The 17,651-nt window shown below is 37.9% G+C and carries 15 protein-coding genes; 3 read left to right on the top strand and 12 right to left on the bottom strand.

From position 1 onward, the window contains the following. The first annotated feature begins 108 nt into the window (after positions 1-108). On the top strand, positions 109-1,782 hold the full coding sequence (locus tag AC106K_RS10095) for a glutamine--tRNA ligase/YqeY domain fusion protein (RefSeq protein ID WP_482445011.1): 1,674 nt from the start codon (positions 109-111) through the stop codon (positions 1,780-1,782). Positions 1,783-1,871: 89 nt separating this feature from the next. On the opposite strand, the gene AC106K_RS10090 is transcribed toward AC106K_RS10095, so the two are convergent. From AC106K_RS10090 to AC106K_RS10080, 3 genes are all read right to left on the bottom strand, one after another. Further along, entirely contained in the window at positions 1,872-2,768 is an 897-nt protein-coding gene (locus tag AC106K_RS10090) for a 3-hydroxyacyl-CoA dehydrogenase (RefSeq protein ID WP_185289164.1), read from the bottom strand. 120 nt (positions 2,769-2,888) lie between these two features. Next, entirely contained in the window at positions 2,889-4,829 is a 1,941-nt protein-coding gene (locus AC106K_RS10085; RefSeq protein WP_482445009.1) for an oleate hydratase, read from the bottom strand. 89 nt (positions 4,830-4,918) lie between these two features. Then, on the bottom strand, positions 4,919-5,797 hold the full coding sequence (locus AC106K_RS10080; protein ID WP_482445007.1) for a helix-turn-helix domain-containing protein: 879 nt from the start codon (positions 5,795-5,797) through the stop codon (positions 4,919-4,921). Between the two features lie 302 nt (positions 5,798-6,099). Between AC106K_RS10080 and AC106K_RS10075 the strand changes: the two genes are divergently transcribed. Further along, complete coding sequence (locus tag AC106K_RS10075) at positions 6,100-7,281, top strand: MFS transporter (protein WP_482445722.1); 1,182 nt, start codon at positions 6,100-6,102, stop codon at positions 7,279-7,281. Positions 7,282-7,365: 84 nt separating this feature from the next. Here AC106K_RS10075 and tssD read toward each other — a convergent pair whose 3' ends face one another. Continuing rightward, the gene (gene tssD / locus AC106K_RS10070; protein ID WP_185289161.1) at positions 7,366-7,770 is read right to left on the bottom strand and encodes a type VI secretion system tube protein TssD; all 405 of its coding nucleotides are present in this window, start codon (positions 7,768-7,770) and stop codon (positions 7,366-7,368) included. Positions 7,771-7,929: 159 nt separating this feature from the next. After that, on the bottom strand, positions 7,930-8,910 hold the full coding sequence (locus AC106K_RS10065) for a YpdA family putative bacillithiol disulfide reductase (protein ID WP_482445005.1): 981 nt from the start codon (positions 8,908-8,910) through the stop codon (positions 7,930-7,932). A 226-nt stretch (positions 8,911-9,136) separates the two neighbouring features. Between AC106K_RS10065 and AC106K_RS10060 the strand changes: the two genes are divergently transcribed. Then, positions 9,137-9,781 (top strand): hypothetical protein, encoded by a 645-nt coding sequence (locus tag AC106K_RS10060; RefSeq protein ID WP_482445003.1) that lies wholly within the window; start codon positions 9,137-9,139, stop codon positions 9,779-9,781. Positions 9,782-9,839: 58 nt separating this feature from the next. Here the strand turns inward: AC106K_RS10060 and AC106K_RS10055 are convergent, their stop codons facing one another. The 7 genes from AC106K_RS10055 to AC106K_RS10025 all read right to left on the bottom strand — a co-directional run bounded on the left by AC106K_RS10055 (position 9,840) and on the right by AC106K_RS10025 (position 17,520). Then, the gene (locus AC106K_RS10055; protein ID WP_482445001.1) at positions 9,840-11,153 is read right to left on the bottom strand and encodes a glycosyltransferase family protein; all 1,314 of its coding nucleotides are present in this window, start codon (positions 11,151-11,153) and stop codon (positions 9,840-9,842) included. Between the two features lies 1 nt (position 11,154). Then, positions 11,155-12,105, bottom strand: coding sequence for a hypothetical protein (locus AC106K_RS10050; RefSeq protein ID WP_482445000.1), 951 nt, complete (start codon positions 12,103-12,105; stop codon positions 11,155-11,157). Between the two features lie 14 nt (positions 12,106-12,119). Next, positions 12,120-14,654, bottom strand: coding sequence for a YfhO family protein (locus AC106K_RS10045; protein WP_482444998.1), 2,535 nt, complete (start codon positions 14,652-14,654; stop codon positions 12,120-12,122). Between the two features lie 31 nt (positions 14,655-14,685). Next, positions 14,686-14,922, bottom strand: coding sequence for a hypothetical protein (locus AC106K_RS10040; RefSeq protein WP_047095241.1), 237 nt, complete (start codon positions 14,920-14,922; stop codon positions 14,686-14,688). Positions 14,923-14,981: 59 nt separating this feature from the next. Further along, positions 14,982-16,031, bottom strand: a complete 1,050-nt coding sequence (locus tag AC106K_RS10035; protein ID WP_047095242.1) for a DUF6263 family protein — start codon at positions 16,029-16,031, stop codon at positions 14,982-14,984. A gap of 163 nt (positions 16,032-16,194) precedes the next feature. After that, positions 16,195-16,944 (bottom strand): 23S rRNA (guanosine(2251)-2'-O)-methyltransferase RlmB, encoded by a 750-nt coding sequence (gene rlmB, locus AC106K_RS10030; RefSeq protein WP_482444995.1) that lies wholly within the window; start codon positions 16,942-16,944, stop codon positions 16,195-16,197. A gap of 105 nt (positions 16,945-17,049) precedes the next feature. After that, on the bottom strand, positions 17,050-17,520 hold the full coding sequence (locus AC106K_RS10025) for a DinB family protein (protein WP_047095244.1): 471 nt from the start codon (positions 17,518-17,520) through the stop codon (positions 17,050-17,052). Between the last annotated feature and the right edge of the window lie 131 nt (positions 17,521-17,651).

The raw sequence follows: 17,651 nt of genomic DNA, 5'->3' as shown, positions 1-17,651 counted from the left end.
AAAAATACTGAATTACAATGCGTAAGGCTTTAAAATTATCATTTTCAAAAACGCTTATTTTTCCGTAACTTTGTACCACTTTTTTTGCTATAAACAAAAGCTAATTTAATGGAAGAAGAAAAAAAATCACTCAATTTTATTGAGCAAATTATTGAAGATGATCTGGCAAACGGTCTGAAAAGAGATCAGATCCGTTTCCGTTTTCCACCTGAGCCGAATGGTTACCTGCATGTAGGGCACACAAAAGCCATCTGCATCAACTTTGGTCTGGGTGAAAAATACAATGCTCCCGTAAACCTTCGTTTCGACGATACGAACCCTGAAAAAGAAGAACAGGAATTCGTAGATTCTATTATGAAAGACGTTGAATGGCTAGGTTTCAAATGGGATAAAGTTTTGTATGCATCCGATTACTTCCAGCAGCTTTACGATTGGGCAGTACAATTGATCAAAGAAGGAAAAGCGTATGTAGATGAGCAGCCTTCTGAGGTGATTACCGAGCAGAGAAAAAATCCTGCAGAACCGGGTATTGAATCTCCATACAGAAACCGTCCTGTTGAAGAATCTTTAGATTTATTCGAAAGGATGAAAAACGGAGAATTTGAAAGTGGTTCAATGTCTCTTCGTGCAAAAATCGATATGGTTTCGCCAAATATGAATATGCGTGACCCTGTGATGTACAGAATTTTGAATAAGCCTCACCACAGAACAGGTACAGCCTGGAAAATCTATCCAATGTACGACTGGGCTCATGGTGAATCTGACTATATTGAGCAAATTTCACACTCGCTTTGTTCTTTGGAATTTGAAAACCACAGACCATTGTATAACTGGTATTTAGATCAGGTTTATGAAGAAGGAAAGGTGAAAAACAAGCAAAGAGAGTTTGCGAGGATGAACGTTTCTTACATGATTACTTCTAAAAGAAAGTTACAAAGATTAGTAGCTGAAGGAGTAGTGACAGGATGGGATGATCCAAGAATGCCTACGATCTCCGGAATGAGAAGAAAAGGATTTACGCCAACCGCTATCAGAAACTTTATTGATAAAGTAGGGGTAGCGAAAAGAGAAAACCTGATCGAAATTCAGTTGCTTGATTTCTGCGTACGTGAAGACCTGAATAAAGTCGCTAAACGTGTGATGGCAGTTGTAGATCCTGTAAAATTGGTGATCGAGAACTATCCGGAAGATAAGGAAGAGTGGTTAGAAACCGAAAACAATCCTGAGCAGGAAAATGCAGGAACAAGAGAAATTCCTTTCTCAAGAGAACTGTACATTGAACGTGAAGATTTCAAAGAAGAAGCTAACAATAAATTCTTCAGACTGAAACTAGGCGGCGAGGTTCGTTTGAAATCAGCATACATCATCAAAGCTGAAAGAGTAGAAAAGGATGAAAACGGTGAGATCACGACCATCTATGCTACTTATGATGATAAGAGTAAATCCGGAAGCGGAACAGAAGAGAGTTTAAGAAAAGTAAAAGGAACACTTCACTGGGTATCTGCCAAACATGCAATTCCTGTTGAAGTAAGAATTTACAACCAATTGTTTACGGTAGAACAGCCGGATGCAGAAAAGGATGTAGACTTCCTAAACTTCATCAACCCTGAATCTGTGACTACCGTTCAAGGTTTTGCTGAACCTAATCTGAAAGAGGTAGCCGTGGGAGAGCCACTTCAGTTCCAGAGAATCGGATACTTTACCAAAGATCAGGATTCTACGGATTCGACATTGGTATTCAACCGTACGGTAACTTTAAAAGATTCTTATAAGCCTGAATAATTTTCAGGATACTTTAAATATAAAAACAGGACTTCATTGAAGTCCTGTTTTTTGTTTATTTAATAGTTTAAAATCTTGAAGTTTTTTTATTATTTCAAAAAATCCTTGTCCTGATAAGCCGGATTAGGATATTTATAAAACCCTTCACCAGACAGAACACCTAATTTCCCTTTATCAATATAATCTTCTTTTAATTTTTCAACAGCTTTTATCTTTAAAGGATCTTGTGTTTCTTCTGCTTCCATTTTGTTGATATTATAAGCTGTGTTAATGCCTACAACATCCAAAATTCCAAATGGGCCTGTAGGAGCACCAGTAGCTACCATCCATGTCTTATCAATGGTTTCAACATCTGCAACTCCGTCTACCCAAAGATTAACAGCCGCTCCAAGCAGCGGAACAAGCAGTGAATTCACAATATATCCCGGTTGTTCTTTGTAAATCGGCAATGCTACCATACCAATCGCTTTGGCAAATTTGATTACAGCGTCGAAGACTTCCTGTGAAGTTTCCGGATGGCGCATTACCTCTCCCGTATTATGCTTCCAGATTTCGTTGGCAAAATGGAGCGCTACAAATTTTGCGGGTCTCCCCGTTGCTTCGGCAAACTGGCTGGGAAGAAGAGTAGAAGAGTTGGTGGCAAACACCGTTTTTTCAGGCGCAACCTTAGCAAGCTTATGATAAAAGTCGATCTTAATATCAGGATTTTCAGGAACTGCCTCTATCAGAAGGTCTGCATCTTTTACTGCTTCTGCAAGATCAGAATTATAGTTGAGGTTTTTAAAGGTGGCTTCCAATTGTTCCGGAGTCGAGTGTAAATCTTTTTGGTACGCTTCACTTAAAGCTTTGAACTTATTTTTAGCTTTTTCCAATACTTCATCATTGATGTCATAAACGGTCACTTTAAATCCGTGATAAGCTGTCTGAAAAGCGATCTGAAATCCTAATACACCGCTCCCTGCTATTGTGATATTTTTAAAATCCATGAGATTGATTTTTTAGATTGAAAATGTAAAAGCAGAGCGTAGATGCCTCACGACAGATTATATTTGTGTAAAAATATATAGGCTCTGCTTTCTGATAATTTGGTCTTAGAGACTATTATTTTAGCCCTTCACTCCTTTGATCCAGTCCTGGAATTTGCCAACCTGTTCCATAAAGAAAGATTCATGTTCTTCTTTTTCTTCAGGACGGTCAACCAATATATGTTCGAAGTAGGTATTTTTCAGGATTTTTCTTAAAATTCCTTCTCCTAAGAATGGTTTGTAGTCATTCAAAGCTTGTGTCGCTTTCAATAAGTGTCTAATGTCATATTGCAGCGGATTAATATCCGGAACCTGTTTGTTGAGGTTAAGGAGATTGTACACTGCTATTCTGGCTGTTCTTACAGAGCTTTCCATAGTAAATACAACATCGTTATTGGTTTCTACAAACTGTCCTACTAACCCTAAGTTGGTACAACCTTCAGGAACCACTCTCGGACGGTCTCCCTGAGCTCTTGGCATAAACATAGACGTAATATAAGGCATAAATGCTGTACGTACTATTGTGTTTTCTACAACATTATCCAGCTGATCTGTTAAACCAAGATGGTGGCAGAGCTCTGCAAGAATTTCGTTTCCGGTACATTGAGGCATTGTTTTTTTGATGTAATTACCTTCTTTATCCATCAGTAGAGCATATACCCATACAACAAGAATATCATCCGGCTGAGTTGGGAAATGCGGCTGTCTGTTGCAGGTAAAACTCATCACCCAGTTAGAGTCTGTAATGGTAATGATACCACCGGTAGCGGTTCTACCTGAATAAGGATCATTGACACATAGCTCTTTCAGTTTCTCGGTAAATGCAGAAGGACGACAGGTTAATGTAGCAGATTCCCATGAAGATTTTTCAATATGACTACAGAATTTTTCAGGTTTTCCGAATACTTCAGATTTTGCAGCAAGATTTTTCCAGAGTTTCCATCCGGCACTTTGTCCGGCGCTGCTGTTGTCTATAGTAACTTCAGGAACAGTATTGTTATCTCCATAGAAAGTACTTTCCGTCATAGATCCGGTGGTCACAATCACATAATCATCTTTTCCAATCGGGATTCTTACTTCCTCTCCGTTTTGTTCCGTGATGATTCCTTCCACCGTTTTTCCTTCCGTATTAATATGGATGTCAAGATCTTTTACCAGAGTGTCAAACTTGATCTGTACCCCTTTTTCTACCAGGAAGTTTTTCAATGGTGTTACATAGGTGTCGTATTGGTTGTATTTCGGGAATACCAGGCATGAGAAGTCTTTCATTCCGTCTATGGCATGCAGGAATCTGTGCATATAAAGTTTCAGTTCCAGCAGGCTGTGCCAGTTTTCGAAGGCAAACATAGAGCGCCAGAAGAACCAGAAGTTACTGTTCAGAAATGATTCCGCAAAATAATCTTCGATCGTCAGGTCATCAAGCTCTTCTTTTTTCTTTAATAAAAGTTTGACAATGGCAAGCTGGTCTTTTTTCTCCAATCCGAATTTACTAAAATCTTTGATCTGTCCCTGGTTATGAATCAATCTTGCTTTAGAATAATTCGGGTCATTATCATTGATCAGGCGGTATTCGTCCAGAACACTGTAAGGAGCAGGCAATTCCAGTGCGGGAATATCCTGGAACATGTCCCATAAATTCTCATAGGTCATATCCATTTCCCTTCCGCCACGGATGATATAGCCGTCTTTTGCATTTCCGGCACCATCCAGAGAGCCTCCTTCAATGGAAAGCTGATCAAGGAAAATGATATTTTTGCCGGGAACATGCCCGTCTCGGATGAAGTAGTAGGCTGCTGACATCCCTGCAATGCCGCTTCCTACAATATAGATTTTAGTGTTTTCGTAAGACTGTAAAGGGATTCCCTTATTACGTTGGTAATTTCCGATCTGGTCTGAAAAAGGCATTGTTTTTTCAGGAGTGTTAATCTGAACTTCTTTACTTGAATCAGGTTCGTGATTTACTTTTCCAAATTGGTCAGAGGCATTTAAAACTTTGTCGAATTTTGAATTGATCGTACTCATTTTATGTTGTTTTTAATGAACAGTATAAAGGTACCTCTATTCAGAAAGCAATATATATCCCCAATGTCAGAATTACTATCCCCAAATTCTCACGACTGTATATTTTCCTGTGTTCTGTACTCAGAAGGGGATAAGGAGGTGTGCTTTTTAAAGAAACGTCCAAAGGCAGAGGCCGAGTTGAACTGAAGCTCAAAAGCAATTTCGGAAATGGTTTTGTTGGGATCTCCCAGCATGACATAAGCTTCCTTCAATAAAGTTTCATCAATCACCTCATGAGGCGTTTTTCCGCTTGCCTTTTTAATGATTTCTATGAGGTATTTATTAGAAACACAAAGCTGATCGGCATAAAACTGAACGGCTCGCTGTTCTCTGATATTTTCCCGGATCAGTTTACTGAATTTCAGGTAGAGGTCCTTTTTTCCTTCTTCCTTTTCCGGCTGGGAATCATTCTCTTTTTCTACAATTTCAGCAGTTTCAAGCAGCAGATTAAAGATAATGGTACGGATGATCTCTTCCGTAAATTTACCCTGCTTTCTGGATTTCTTTTTAAGGTATTCCAGAAGGTTCTGAAGCAGTGCTGAATTTTTTGCTGTCGTTTTTACAATGCTGTAAGAACCCTTAGAAAAAAGATTCATCTTCTCTATGATGAAAGGATTGGAAATATTTTTGATCAGAAAATTTTTGTCGAAGAACAGCAGTTTCATCATAAAGTCTTCACTCGTTCTGAGGAATTTTACAATGGTGGAGGGAGCGGCAACAAGAAAGCTGTCAGTGCTCACTCTGTATTTCTGACGGTCTATCTCAATATGGATTTCTCCAGCAGTACAGATGCAAAGGGCATAATAATCCATTCTGAAAGGTGTTTTTGGAAATTCAAAAATGGGTTTGCCGGAAGAAATATAATAAGATTGGCGGCAGTCGATACTGTAAAAAGATAAAGTGTCGTGTAAACTTTCGTAGGTCACCATTCCTGTGTATTGATTGATTTTTTTATTGTGTATATCAGCAATTTTAGGACGAAAGTGCTGTTATTACTGCAATTTACGAATTTTATAAAAGTTTTTAAACGATACCTGTCGAAAATTTTCACTTTTTACGGATACAGCTGATAGTCTCTTTTTATGAAAGCTATTTATAAAAAAATGCTTTAAATAAGGGGTTTGGGGTTAATTTTATCTACCTTTGCACTTTCAAATTCCCCCAAAATATTATTGTGAAACTTATTAACTTATACACGAGTTCTTTCAAAGGACTCTCGCAGGAGAGTTGGATGCTGGCGTTGGTAATGTTCATCAACAGGGCAGGTTCTATGGTACTTCCGTTTTTGGGAGTTTATATGACGAATCATCTCCATTTTAGCATTGAAAATTCAGGGATTGTACTGAGCTTCTTCGGAATTGGCTCGGTTATCGGTTCATGGCTGGGAGGGATGATCACCGATAAAATAGGGGAGTATAGGGTACAGAGTCTGAGTTTGCTGTTGAGTGTCCCTTTATTCTGTATGATTCCGCTTTTTACTACAGAAGCAGGATTGGCAGGGATTATTCTGGCACAGAGTATTGTCAGTGAGACGTTTCGTCCTGCGAATTCAGTGGCTATTACAAAATATGCTAAACCTGAAAATATTACCCGGGCTTTTTCACTCAACCGTATGGCGGTCAATTTAGGGTTTTCCATTGGTCCTGCGTTGGGTGGGATCTTATCGGCGATTTCCTATGAATTCCTGTTTTTCAGCAATGCTTTGGCAGCGGGGCTTGCCGGGCTGATGTATATCTGGTTTTTCAGAGGTCGGGCAAAACGGGCAAGAAAGGAAGCGGATAAAGTAAAAGAAACCATTATTATTAAAAAAGAAAACTCGCCTTACCGGGATAGCAAATTCTTGATTTACAGTGTTTTTTGTATGCTGTTCGCCATGTGTTTCTTTCAGCTGTTCAGTACCCTTACGATCTTTTATAAGGATACGGCGCATCTCAGTCAGCAAAATATCGGATATATCCTGGGGTATAGCGGGATCCTGATTGTCTTGCTTGAAATGGGATTTGTGCAATTGGCAGAAAAATATTTCACACTGGCTTTTACCATGTTGTTCGGAACCTTTTTGTGTGGTATTTCGTATGCAATGCTGGCCTTTGACTATGGAATGGTTACACTGATGATTTCTATGACGCTGCTGTGTATAGGAGAAATATGGGTATTGCCTTTTATGTCTACCATTACAGCACTTCGTTCAGGGAAAAATAATAAAGGAGCTTATATGGGACTGAACGGAATGTCAATATCCCTGGCGTTTATCGTTACTCCCTATCTGGGAACGATGATTGCTGATCAATTAGGATTTAATATTCTGTGGATCGGAACAGGAGTTCTGGCGACAGTGATTGCCATCGGGTTTTATTTTATCGTTCCGTGGATGCTGAAAGATAGAAAGAAGCCTGAAAAAGAATTCGTTTAGACAGATGATTTTTATAATCTGAACTATAAAATAACCCAGCTGAATTTCAGCTGGGTTTTATATTGATGTTTCAATTGCTTAAGATTAAGAAGGCCATCCTCCATGATAGGAAGAATTCCCCATATCAATTTCCTCAGCACTTACAACGAAACTGATCAGCATACTGTTGCTGTCTATGGCATCGAAATCAACTTCATGCTGGATCACATATCCGTTGGTCCATTTGATCGTTGTTAAAGTACCTTCTTCATGCGATTTATTAAAAGTGATTTCACCTACAGTCGGTTTGTATTTCCCGTTCAGTAAGCTTTCCAGGATGTCTGATTTATCAGTAGCTTCTACTGTGATTTTGATCAGGGCATTAGAAGGGTCAGATGCTACACGTCCGGATACATCTATAGATCTTGATACACTATAATTAAGTTTTAATAATTTTTGGCCTTCACCGTTGTTGAATTTTAAAATTCCTCTTGAATTTCTTTCTGCCATGGCTGGTCGTTTTTAGTTAATATTCTATGATCAGTTATTTATTATACCAAAATTAAAAGTATTTGCTACATCAGCAAAAAAAATATTCAGAAATTTTAAAAAGTCCTGTATTTCTAAAGCAATGGAGGTTCTTTTGGTATAGCTCTGTCTATAAATGGCTTAAAAAATACCTTGAGAATATTTGGAAAGAATATCTTTAATGATCATATCGGCATGTATTCTTGAGTTTTCAATGAACCACAGATGGGTATCTTTTCCACCACATACCACACCGGCAAGATAAAGATTCGGAATATTGGTTTCCATTGTTTCAGGATTATAAAAGGGGTTCAGGCAATCTCCATTCAGCTGAATTCCTGAGTTTTTCAGAAAATCAAAATCAGGAAGATAGCCTGTCATGGCCAGTACAAAATCATTTTCGATCTCATGGATCTGGTTGTCTTCAGTTTTAAAAACAACGGATCTTTCTTTCATTTCAATGATTTCAGAATTGAAATGAGCGGTTATACTGCCTTCTGCGATGCGGTTCTCAATGTCCGGCTTTACCCAGTATTTCACACTTTTCGAAACTTCAGAATGACGGATGATCATGGTAACTTCAGCTCCTTTTCTATAGGTTTCGAGTGCTGCATCCACTGCGGAATTGCTGGATCCTACAACGACTATTTTCTGTCTGGTATAAGGATAGGGTTCCGTATAATAATGTTTTACTTTAGGAAGATGTTCTCCCGGGATATTCATAAGGTTGGGAATATCATAAAACCCGGTGGCAATCACTACATTTTTTGCCTGATACTGAGCTTTTGAAGTCTCAATTTCAAAGATGTCCTCTTTTTTAGAAACGTTCAGAACCTTTTCATACAGATGGATATTCAGTTCTTTTTGGCGGGCAATCCCCTGATAATATTCCAGAGCATCCTGTCTTCCAGGTTTTGGAGCAGTGGTAATAAACGGAATCCCGTCAATTTCCAGTTTTTCTGCCGTTGAAAAGAACCTCATATATAAAGGATAGTGATACAGAGAATTGACGATTGTTCCCTTTTCTATGATCAAATATTTCAGGTTGTTTTTCTGGGCTTCAAGGGCACAGTTTAAACCAATAGGTCCGGCTCCGATGATGAGAATATCCAAAATTTCCATAGAACAAAGGTACAATGTAATTTGAAAACTGAGAAGAGATAGGAGAGCAGATATAAGAAAAGAATCATTGGGATTTTAGATAAAAAAAATAGATAATATTCAACGCCTAATGAGGTTCTATACTGAAATAGTTCTACGAGCTCTGTCGAACTTTTTAGATTTCAGAAATTCCGCGATCACTTGGCATCACTTTTGGTGTTTTTTACAGATGACGAAATTTTAGAATATGAAAAAGCTAATTATTTCAATGTTTGTGCTGGGATTGATTTTGGCCTGTAAAAAAGAGGCCAATAAACCTGTTCCCAATGTAATCGATTCTATGGCACAGGCGAAATCAGACAATACAGCAAATATGGTGAAAAACAACACAATTAAAGAGAGTGCCCTGAGGCATACCAATGATGAAATTTTACAGTCCTTAAAAAATAAAGACTATAAAACATTTGCCTCATGGATTCATCCTGAAAAAGGAATCCGCTTTTCAATGTACGCCTTTGTAGATTTAAAAGAAGACAAGCATTTCTCAAAAGCTGATTTTGAAAAATATCAGCCTACCAAAACACTGTTTACCTGGGGGGCAGAAGACGGGTCGGGAGATCCGTATAAAGCTACCATCAATGATTATCTGGGCAAATGGGTGTTTTCCAGAGATTTTACTACTTCAAAGTATACCCTGAATACATTTACTGGCGGTGGAAACTCCATGAACAATCTGAAAGAAATATATCCTAAAGCTGATTTTACCGAAAATTATGTGAAAGGAACGGAAAAGTATGGTGGAATGGATTGGAAGACGGTTCGGTTCGTATTTGAAGAATATCAGGATCAATATTATCTCGTGGCAGTGGTGAATGACCAGTGGACGATTTAAAAGTAAAAATAAAAATCGGGAAGATGGAACTCATGAAAAATTCCAGCTTCCCGCTTTTTTATAGGATCTCAGTCAGTTGCTGAGTAAGGTTTTTTCTTGAGAACCTCTCAATACCCTGTGTATTTTCAGTTAGGGTTCCGTTTTTCCATTGTTCAAATTTTTCAAGGATAAACTTCTTTAAGGTTTCAGCATCCGTGTACCCAAAATGTTTTCCAGCATTGGTTTCTTCCAGGATTTTGGCTACATCGGCTTTGTCTGGCCCGAATGAAAGGATCAGTTTTCCTGAAGCCAGGTATTCAAAGATTTTTCCGGGAATGATACCTCTTGATGATTCATTCGGAAAGTTGGTGATGAGAAGCATATCCGAATTTTGCATTTCCTCAACCGCTTTGCCATGAGAAAGATAGCCAAGATTCAGAATATGGCTTTTAAGGCTTGTACTTTCAATAGAATTTAAAATTTTATCATCAATTCTTCCTACAAACTTTAAACTGAAGTGCTTTGCAAATTCACTGTTTTCTTTCACCAGTTCGTCCAGAACTTTCCAAAGGTTTTCAGGATTTCTGAGCTGCTCCAAAACTCCGATATAGCTTAAAGTAAAATGGCTTTTCCCCTGCTGTTCATTTGCTTTTTCACTTATTTGCCCTTTTGCCTTTTCACCAGAATCACTTTCATCAAATCCATTGGTAATGCAAACCGCATTAGCTCCTGCTTTCCTGAAATTCTCAGCATCCGCATAGCTTGTAGCGAGTGTAATATCTGCATTTTTGAAGACGGCACTTTCAAGCTGGCGGTGTTTTTTGTCAGAACCCTTCGTAAGCTTTAAATGTTTATAGTAAGAAATTTCCGTCCACGGATCACGGAAGTCCGCAATCCATTTCAGTCCCGGAAGTTTATCCTTCAGCCCTAAGCCGATCAGATGCAGGGAGTGGGGTGGACCGGAAGTGACAATAGTGCTTATATTATTTTCTTTCAGGTATTTTTCCAAAAACTGAATCGAAGGTTTTACCCAAAATACCCTTGCATCAGGAATGAAAAAGTTTCCTCTTACCCAGATGGACAGCTTAGATTTCCAGCTTTGATTATTGCCCACATCGAATTGTCCGGCTTTAAATTTTTTATTGCTCTTATTAAGCTTTTCTGCCAGCTGATAAGGTTCCCAGATCTTTGTTCTGATGATTTCAATATCTTCAGGAACATCTTTCATCAGGGTTTCATCCAGTAGCGGATAGCTTGGGTTTTCCGGAGTATAGATGATCGGTTTCCATCCAAATTCAGGCAGATATTTGGCAAACTTCAGCCATCTTTGAACACCAGGACCTCCCGCAGGAGGCCAGTAATAGGTGATAATAAGTATTTTCTTCTGTTCCAATTTATTTGAATGAAAATGTATTAGCAATTTTTTTAAACTGAACCAAGTCTTGTTCTGTATTTTGTTTTGAAGAGGCCATAAACATCAAAATAAAATCTTTTTTAGGATCTTTTAGAATTTTGTAAAGAATTACAGAAGAATTTTCTTTCAATTTTCCATGCAACTCAAATTGCAAAGAGTTCTTTGTTTCAAGGATATTTTTTTCTTCAATGTTTTCCATTCCATAATTGCCAAAAGACTTTTTGGCTTCACTTAAATAGTTTTTTAAATCAGTATCTTCAATCTTAGGCGTTTGAAGCACTAGTATTGTTGGATCACTGATTTTGGCATTTTTACCTTCCTCAGTGAAGATATATGAATTAGCATTGTATGTGTTGAATTTAAATTTTGTTTCTTTTGTATCTAATATAAATGTTGCATTCTTTAAATAGTCAACTTTTAGATCTTTCTTGTAAACAATACCATATAGCAAATTTTTTATTTTATTTTCCAATGATAGATTATTGGCATCATACATCGCCGTAATCATTACTTTTTCAGATTTATCATCAATGAAAAGAATTCCTCCTTTTATTTGAGGCTGGCCTTGTAGAAATATAATTTTAGAATTGATTCCGTTGACTGTAATATTCTTTTCATCAAAAACCTTCACTCCTTTAGCCTCAAGTCCTTCCTTTGTAAAATCATTGACGGTATTTTGGCTGTTAGCCGTTTCCATTACTGTTAACGAGTAATCATTACCGCTTGCCACCATGGCCCCATTACTCAGTTTATAATTATTATCAAAAGGTTCTATGTATATTTTCGTGTTAGGAATATTAACATACTTGGATGTGATTTTATTATTCAAAACCGCTGCTTCCATGGGAAGAGGTGGAGAAGAATATTTTTCTTTCTTTTTTTGACAGCTAAACAAACTGAAAGCTAAAAAGAGTAGGAGCGCTTTTTTCATGATTAAATAGGGTATCAGTTTGCAGGTTCTATTTCTTTTTTCCTGTTCTTATTCATCCAGAAAATTCCGAAGGCTGCCAATGCGATAAACAATCCGAAAGACAGAAGCGAGATCCATTTTCCTTTTTCGATCACTTCAGGCTCAAAAACCATTCTGATATGGTGGTTTCCTGCAGGTACGTGTACCGCACGAAGTAAATAATCTGCTTTGATGTAAGGAACTTCTTTTTCATCAACCAAAACTTTCCATCCATGAGGATAATAAATTTCAGAGAATACAGCCAGCTGAGGAGTCTTCGACTGAGATTTGAATTCAAGCTCGTTAGGCTGATATTTTGTAAGATTGATGAATGCGGTAGAATCTGCCTGAACAGGTTTGTTGTCAAAATATGATTTGTCAGACGATGCAATCACCGCTGTTTTTTTATTGTCGATAACTCCAATCGATTTGATCTCTTCGTTAGGGGTTTCTACAAACTTTAAATCACTTACAAACCATGCATTTCCGTTTGCTTTCGGATTTGGAACGACCTGTGGCTGATCCGGACCTCCGAAAATCATGTACTTAGCATTCAGTAAATTCAGTACATTAGGGGTCTTTACGCTGTCAATATTATTGATATACTCATTAAGCACATCATCATATCTTCTTAATTTTACAGCATGGTACCCTCCGATTGAAGCTTTGAAGTAAGAAGTATTGGTTTCGCTGGTTACTCCTAACGTCTGGTTATAAATTCTATAGTGGGCTTTATCTTTTTCAGCAACCGTTTCCAGTGTTTTGTTGATGTTGACATTGGATAAGATGGATTCCAGATTCGGATTTCCCTGAACTTTTTCAGCCAGAAGGTCTGAACTTTCCGTTTGGAAAGGATTTTCAGCAAAGATCTTGTCTACATAATTTTCGTCATTCAGATAGCGTCTGTTCACCGTCCAAAGGTCAAATAAACTTACAACTCCAATGACTACCAAAGCAATATTCTGGCTCAGTTTCTTTTTTAAACTTAAGAATAAAGCAGCAGCAGCAATGGCTACATAAAGAAATGCTTTTATAGCATCTATTCTGAACAGTTTATATCTTTCATCTACAAGATAATCGAGTAGGAAAGGTGGGAAATAGGTCTTTTCATTTTCTGTAGAGAATCCTAATAACGATTTTCCGAATACTAAAAGAATCAATAATAATCCTAAAGTTCCCGCACTTACATAGGTAAGGATTTTCTGCTTGTATTCTTCTGTCAGTTTTTCATCTGTGAAAAATCTGTAAAGTCCTAAAATAGCGATGAAAGGGAATAATAATTCAACCACTACAAGGATTGAAGAAGGTGCTCTGAATTTGTTGTAAAACGGTACATAATCAATAAAGAAATCAGATAACGGCATAAAGTTGCTTCCCCAGGCCAACAGGATGGTAAGGATGGATGCTCCAAGAATCCAGTAGCGGTATTTTTTCCAGGCAAAGAAGAACCCTAACAGAGCAAGGAAACATACAATAGCTCCCTGGTAAGCAGGTCCTGAAGTTCCCGGTTGATCACCCCAGTAAGTCATTCCGCTGAACCCTTTCGAAATTCTGTCCATTTCTGCCTGGGAACCTACATTTTCCTGAACAAGTTCCTGAACTCTGCTCATCATTGCTTTTCCTTCCGGTTCCTGGCTTCCGCCACCCATTAATCTTGGGATGAACAGATTTAAAGTTTCAAGCTGTCCGTAGCTCCATAGCAGCATACTTTCCTTATCCATTCCGGATTTTCCTGAAGTATGGGTATCGTTCGTTAAAATTTGTTTTCCTCTTACGGTTTCTTTTACATACTCAGAATTGGCCATGATTCTCTGTGAGTTCATTCCAACCCCGATAATGCATGATGCGGCAATGATTCCCGAAGAAATCAGGAAATGCTTCATCGGTACTTTTTTCTGAATAGCTCTGATCAGTTCAGACAGGAATAGGAATCCTAAAGCAATGAACAGATAATAGGTCATCTGCGGGTGGTTCGCTGCAATCTGAAGCCCCATAAAAAGGCTGGTTACAATGAATCCCCAGATGTATTGTTTTCGGATATAAACCAATAAAATTCCGGCTAAAAGCGGTGCAAAATACTCAATGGTATTTACTTTACCGTTGTGTCCCGCTGCAATAATGATATAAAAATAGGTGGAAAGTCCGAAGAAAGTGGCACCCAACAAGGCATATTTCCAGTTTCGGACGGCTACCATACCCAAAAGGAAAAAACCTGCAAAAAGCAGGAAGAGATAATTGACAGGCCTTGGCAGAAAGTTGAGCTTACTGTCGATATTTTTGATGATGTCACCTTTGAACTGGCTTCCCATCTGATAAGTCGGCATTCCTCCAAACATGGAGTCACTCCAATAGGTTTCATTGCCGGTGTTGGCTCTATAGTCGAGCAGTTCTTTTGCGCCTCCTCTGTATTGCACAATATCGTGCTGGAAAAGTTGCTTACCTGAAAATACAGGAGTGGAATATAAAAATGCTAAAACTATAAATATTACGAGTGAAGCTGCAATATAAATTAAGTTTTTATTTTTTGCCATGCTGGTTATTATCTTTTATTTCTTGGAATTTTTACCTTTTGTCATTAGTCTCTTTTACCTCTTCATAGTCTACCGTTTCCGCATCCCATTTGAGGTTCTTTTTGTTATTCTTATTCGAGTCGTGTATATCCTGCTGCCCGTTATTCTGATTGCCGTTATTGTTATTGAAACGGTAGCTGTAGAAAGTCTTAAAGAAAATTCTTTTCAGGATATTCCATACAAAGAAAATAATGATGGCGGTGAGGACTAACTCAAGAATGTACTTCATGATGTTTTAAATTTAAAGTTCAGGGTTCACTCTCTAAACCCTGAACGATTTTATTTCAATTATTTTGCAGAAGGATTTACCATTACAGAAGAATTAGAAACGCTTTTCATAGACTGAGACTGTTTTCCGTCTGAGATGGTTTCAATCTGTGTTGTTTTTACGTTGATATTCTGGTTGGTAATCCATCCTGTGCTTTCATCAAACTTAATACTTCCGTTCTGAACCAGTTCACTGCTTAAGCTGTGTGTGATCGGTCCCTGATTTTTCTTTTCAGTTTTCTTAGGAATTCCTCCGGTTACAGCAATTTCAGCCGTTCCGTTTCCTAAGCTCTTCAAAACATAGTTGGAAGTTACTTTTACGCTTCCGCTAGGATCAGCACTTTCAGAAGTTGTCCATTTTTCACCCACTTTTACTCCTTTTTTAGGAATGATCGTCAGGTTTTTGTGGAATTGGTCTTTCAATACTTTTTCATTGAAAGATTCTTTAAGACTTGCTACTACACTGGCTTTTTCGTTAGCATCCTTGATCAGGGTGCCTACAGCATTGGCTACTTTGGTATATACTGCATCAAAACCTTTGATAGAAAGTACATTTCCTTTAGTATCCATTTGCATTTCAAGCTTGTTTCCGGTAAGAGCTCTGTTTACATTCCAGATCATTTTAAGTTCGTCTTCTTTCGGAATAGGAAGCTTAGTATCTACAACAATTGTTTTTCCCTGAGCAGACTGAGAACTTCTTTTTGCCACAAGATTAAGGGTCATATCATATACATTTCCCTTAATATCGTTTACGGTGAAGTTCATTTCATCTGTAGATTCACTGGTTGCAGTCAGAGATTTTCCCTGAGGGTCAGTCATTGTTTTTACATCTCTCTGATAAGTTGTAAGAGGATACGTTTTTCCTTTTTCGAGCTTAAAAGACTGTGTAACAACTCCTGCAGAGTCTCTGATAGCAGGGTTTTCCGCAACTTTTGCCACAGAGTCAGCAGGTACTTCTACGGTAACTGTTTTTCCGGTTTTTGGATCTACTTTGGTTATTTTTGCGGTTTCCTTTTTACAAGATACAAGAGCTATTGATGATATAAGCGCAAGCGCTGCAATGTTCTTCATTTTCTAATGTTTTTTATTTTAAATTCTACTCCTTACTTTTTGGATATTTCTTCTGCGATGTCTGTTTTTTTTTCAGAAGATCTGTCAGATGCTGCAGAATTCGTACCAAGAATGATTGAGATTCATTTTTTACGGCCCGGAAATATCTTTCGAAAGTAAATTGTTAAAGATTAGGTACGGCTGTCATTTTCTGTCTTACCGCTTCATACATTATGGCTCCGCATGCTACAGAAACGTTAAGAGATTGAGTTTTTCCTTCAATAGGAAGCTTTATTTTTTCATCAGCATGATGCAGTACTTCTTTAGAAATTCCTGTTTCTTCATTTCCCATAACAATAGCACATGGTTCTGTGAAGTTGACATCATAGATCAGTTTCTGTGCTTTCTCACTGGCTGCATAAACGGAAATTCCGCTTTGCTGAAGAAAATCTACCGTATGGGCAAGATTGTTGGCCTTACAGATTTTTATATTATAGATCGCTCCTGCAGAAGTTTTAATAGCATCAGAATTGATGGGAGCTGCTCCTTTTTCAGGAATGATCACCGCATCAATACCTACACATTCCGCTGTTCTGCAGATAGCTCCGAAGTTTCTTACATCGGTAAGCCTGTCCAGAATCAATAAGAAAGGTGTTTTTCCTTCTTCAAATAACTGAGGAACAACATCCTCTATTTTATGAAACGGAACATCCGAAATAAAAGCCACCACACCCTGATGGTTTTTTCTCGTGAAACGGTTCAGTTTTTCAACGGGTACATAATTGGGACGGATTTTATTTTTAGCTAAAATTGCTTTCAGTTCAGCATAAATAGGACCCTGAAGTGCATTTTGCACAAAGATCTTGTCAATCGTTTTTCCCGCTTCAATTGCTTCAATCACGGGACGCAGCCCGAAAATAAAATCGTCTTTCATTGAGTTGTTTATTGTATTATGTTTAAGGTTTGGGGTCCAGGATTCGTAAGAACGTGTTCCAGTTTTCCGTATCAAGCTTCCAGCCTCCTTTCTTCCCGCTTCTTGTTAGTATTTTTCTCCTAAAATTGCTCTTTTCTGCGCCATTACATAACCATAATGAAGGCTTTCATGCATATTGTTGAAGATAATGGCATCCTGGATACTTTTCAGATCCATCCCGAAACTTGTGGTGTAGGGAGTATAGTCAGAAAAGAAATCACTGTCATAATCTTTCATTAAAATCTTCGAAGTTTCTGTCAGTAAAAACTCAAGGTCTTCCACTTCAGATTTCTGAACATTCAAATTGGGTAAGGTTCCTTTTTTGTAGGTTTCGATCCAGTATTTATCAATACGGAAAGGGTTTCCACTTAGATAATAATGCAGAAGCTGCTGTGTGGCAACAGTATGGGCAATATTCCAGTAAATGTTATTATTGAAACCATCGGGAATCAGCAGCAGATCTTCATGAGAAGTGTTCTGAAGGATGTCTAAAAGGTTTTTTCTTACCTGTCGGTGTGCTTGAAAATGATAATTCATTTTGCAGAATTTTTAATCTCCAAAAATAGTTTAATAAACTGGAAATGACAATTTTTTGGCGAAGGGATTGAAGTAAACGTTTTTGAAAGCCTGGAAATACATTATATGATGGCCTTCTTACCTAATAAATT

The sequence above is a fragment of the Chryseobacterium sp. FR048 genome, assembly GCF_056844665.1.
This window is presented reverse-complemented; position numbering and strand designations above follow the sequence as displayed.

What these genes read in the sequence shown, in the direction of transcription:
- AC106K_RS10095 (WP_482445011.1), top strand. Translation starts at nt 109, where the DNA reads ATGGAAGAAGAAAAAAAATCACTCAATTTTATTGAGCAAATTATTGAA.
- AC106K_RS10090 (WP_185289164.1), bottom strand. Translation starts at nt 2,768, where the DNA reads ATGGATTTTAAAAATATCACAATAGCAGGGAGCGGTGTATTAGGATTT.
- AC106K_RS10085 (WP_482445009.1), bottom strand. Translation starts at nt 4,829, where the DNA reads ATGAGTACGATCAATTCAAAATTCGACAAAGTTTTAAATGCCTCTGAC.
- AC106K_RS10080 (WP_482445007.1), bottom strand. Translation starts at nt 5,797, where the DNA reads ATGGTGACCTACGAAAGTTTACACGACACTTTATCTTTTTACAGTATC.
- AC106K_RS10075 (WP_482445722.1), top strand. Translation starts at nt 6,100, where the DNA reads ATGCTGGCGTTGGTAATGTTCATCAACAGGGCAGGTTCTATGGTACTT.
- tssD (WP_185289161.1), bottom strand. Translation starts at nt 7,770, where the DNA reads ATGGCAGAAAGAAATTCAAGAGGAATTTTAAAATTCAACAACGGTGAA.
- AC106K_RS10065 (WP_482445005.1), bottom strand. Translation starts at nt 8,910, where the DNA reads ATGGAAATTTTGGATATTCTCATCATCGGAGCCGGACCTATTGGTTTA.
- AC106K_RS10060 (WP_482445003.1), top strand. Translation starts at nt 9,137, where the DNA reads ATGAAAAAGCTAATTATTTCAATGTTTGTGCTGGGATTGATTTTGGCC.
- AC106K_RS10050 (WP_482445000.1), bottom strand. Translation starts at nt 12,105, where the DNA reads ATGAAAAAAGCGCTCCTACTCTTTTTAGCTTTCAGTTTGTTTAGCTGT.
- AC106K_RS10045 (WP_482444998.1), bottom strand. Translation starts at nt 14,654, where the DNA reads ATGGCAAAAAATAAAAACTTAATTTATATTGCAGCTTCACTCGTAATA.
- AC106K_RS10040 (WP_047095241.1), bottom strand. Translation starts at nt 14,922, where the DNA reads ATGAAGTACATTCTTGAGTTAGTCCTCACCGCCATCATTATTTTCTTT.
- AC106K_RS10035 (WP_047095242.1), bottom strand. Translation starts at nt 16,031, where the DNA reads ATGAAGAACATTGCAGCGCTTGCGCTTATATCATCAATAGCTCTTGTA.
- rlmB (WP_482444995.1), bottom strand. Translation starts at nt 16,944, where the DNA reads ATGAAAGACGATTTTATTTTCGGGCTGCGTCCCGTGATTGAAGCAATT.
- AC106K_RS10025 (WP_047095244.1), bottom strand. Translation starts at nt 17,520, where the DNA reads ATGAATTATCATTTTCAAGCACACCGACAGGTAAGAAAAAACCTTTTA.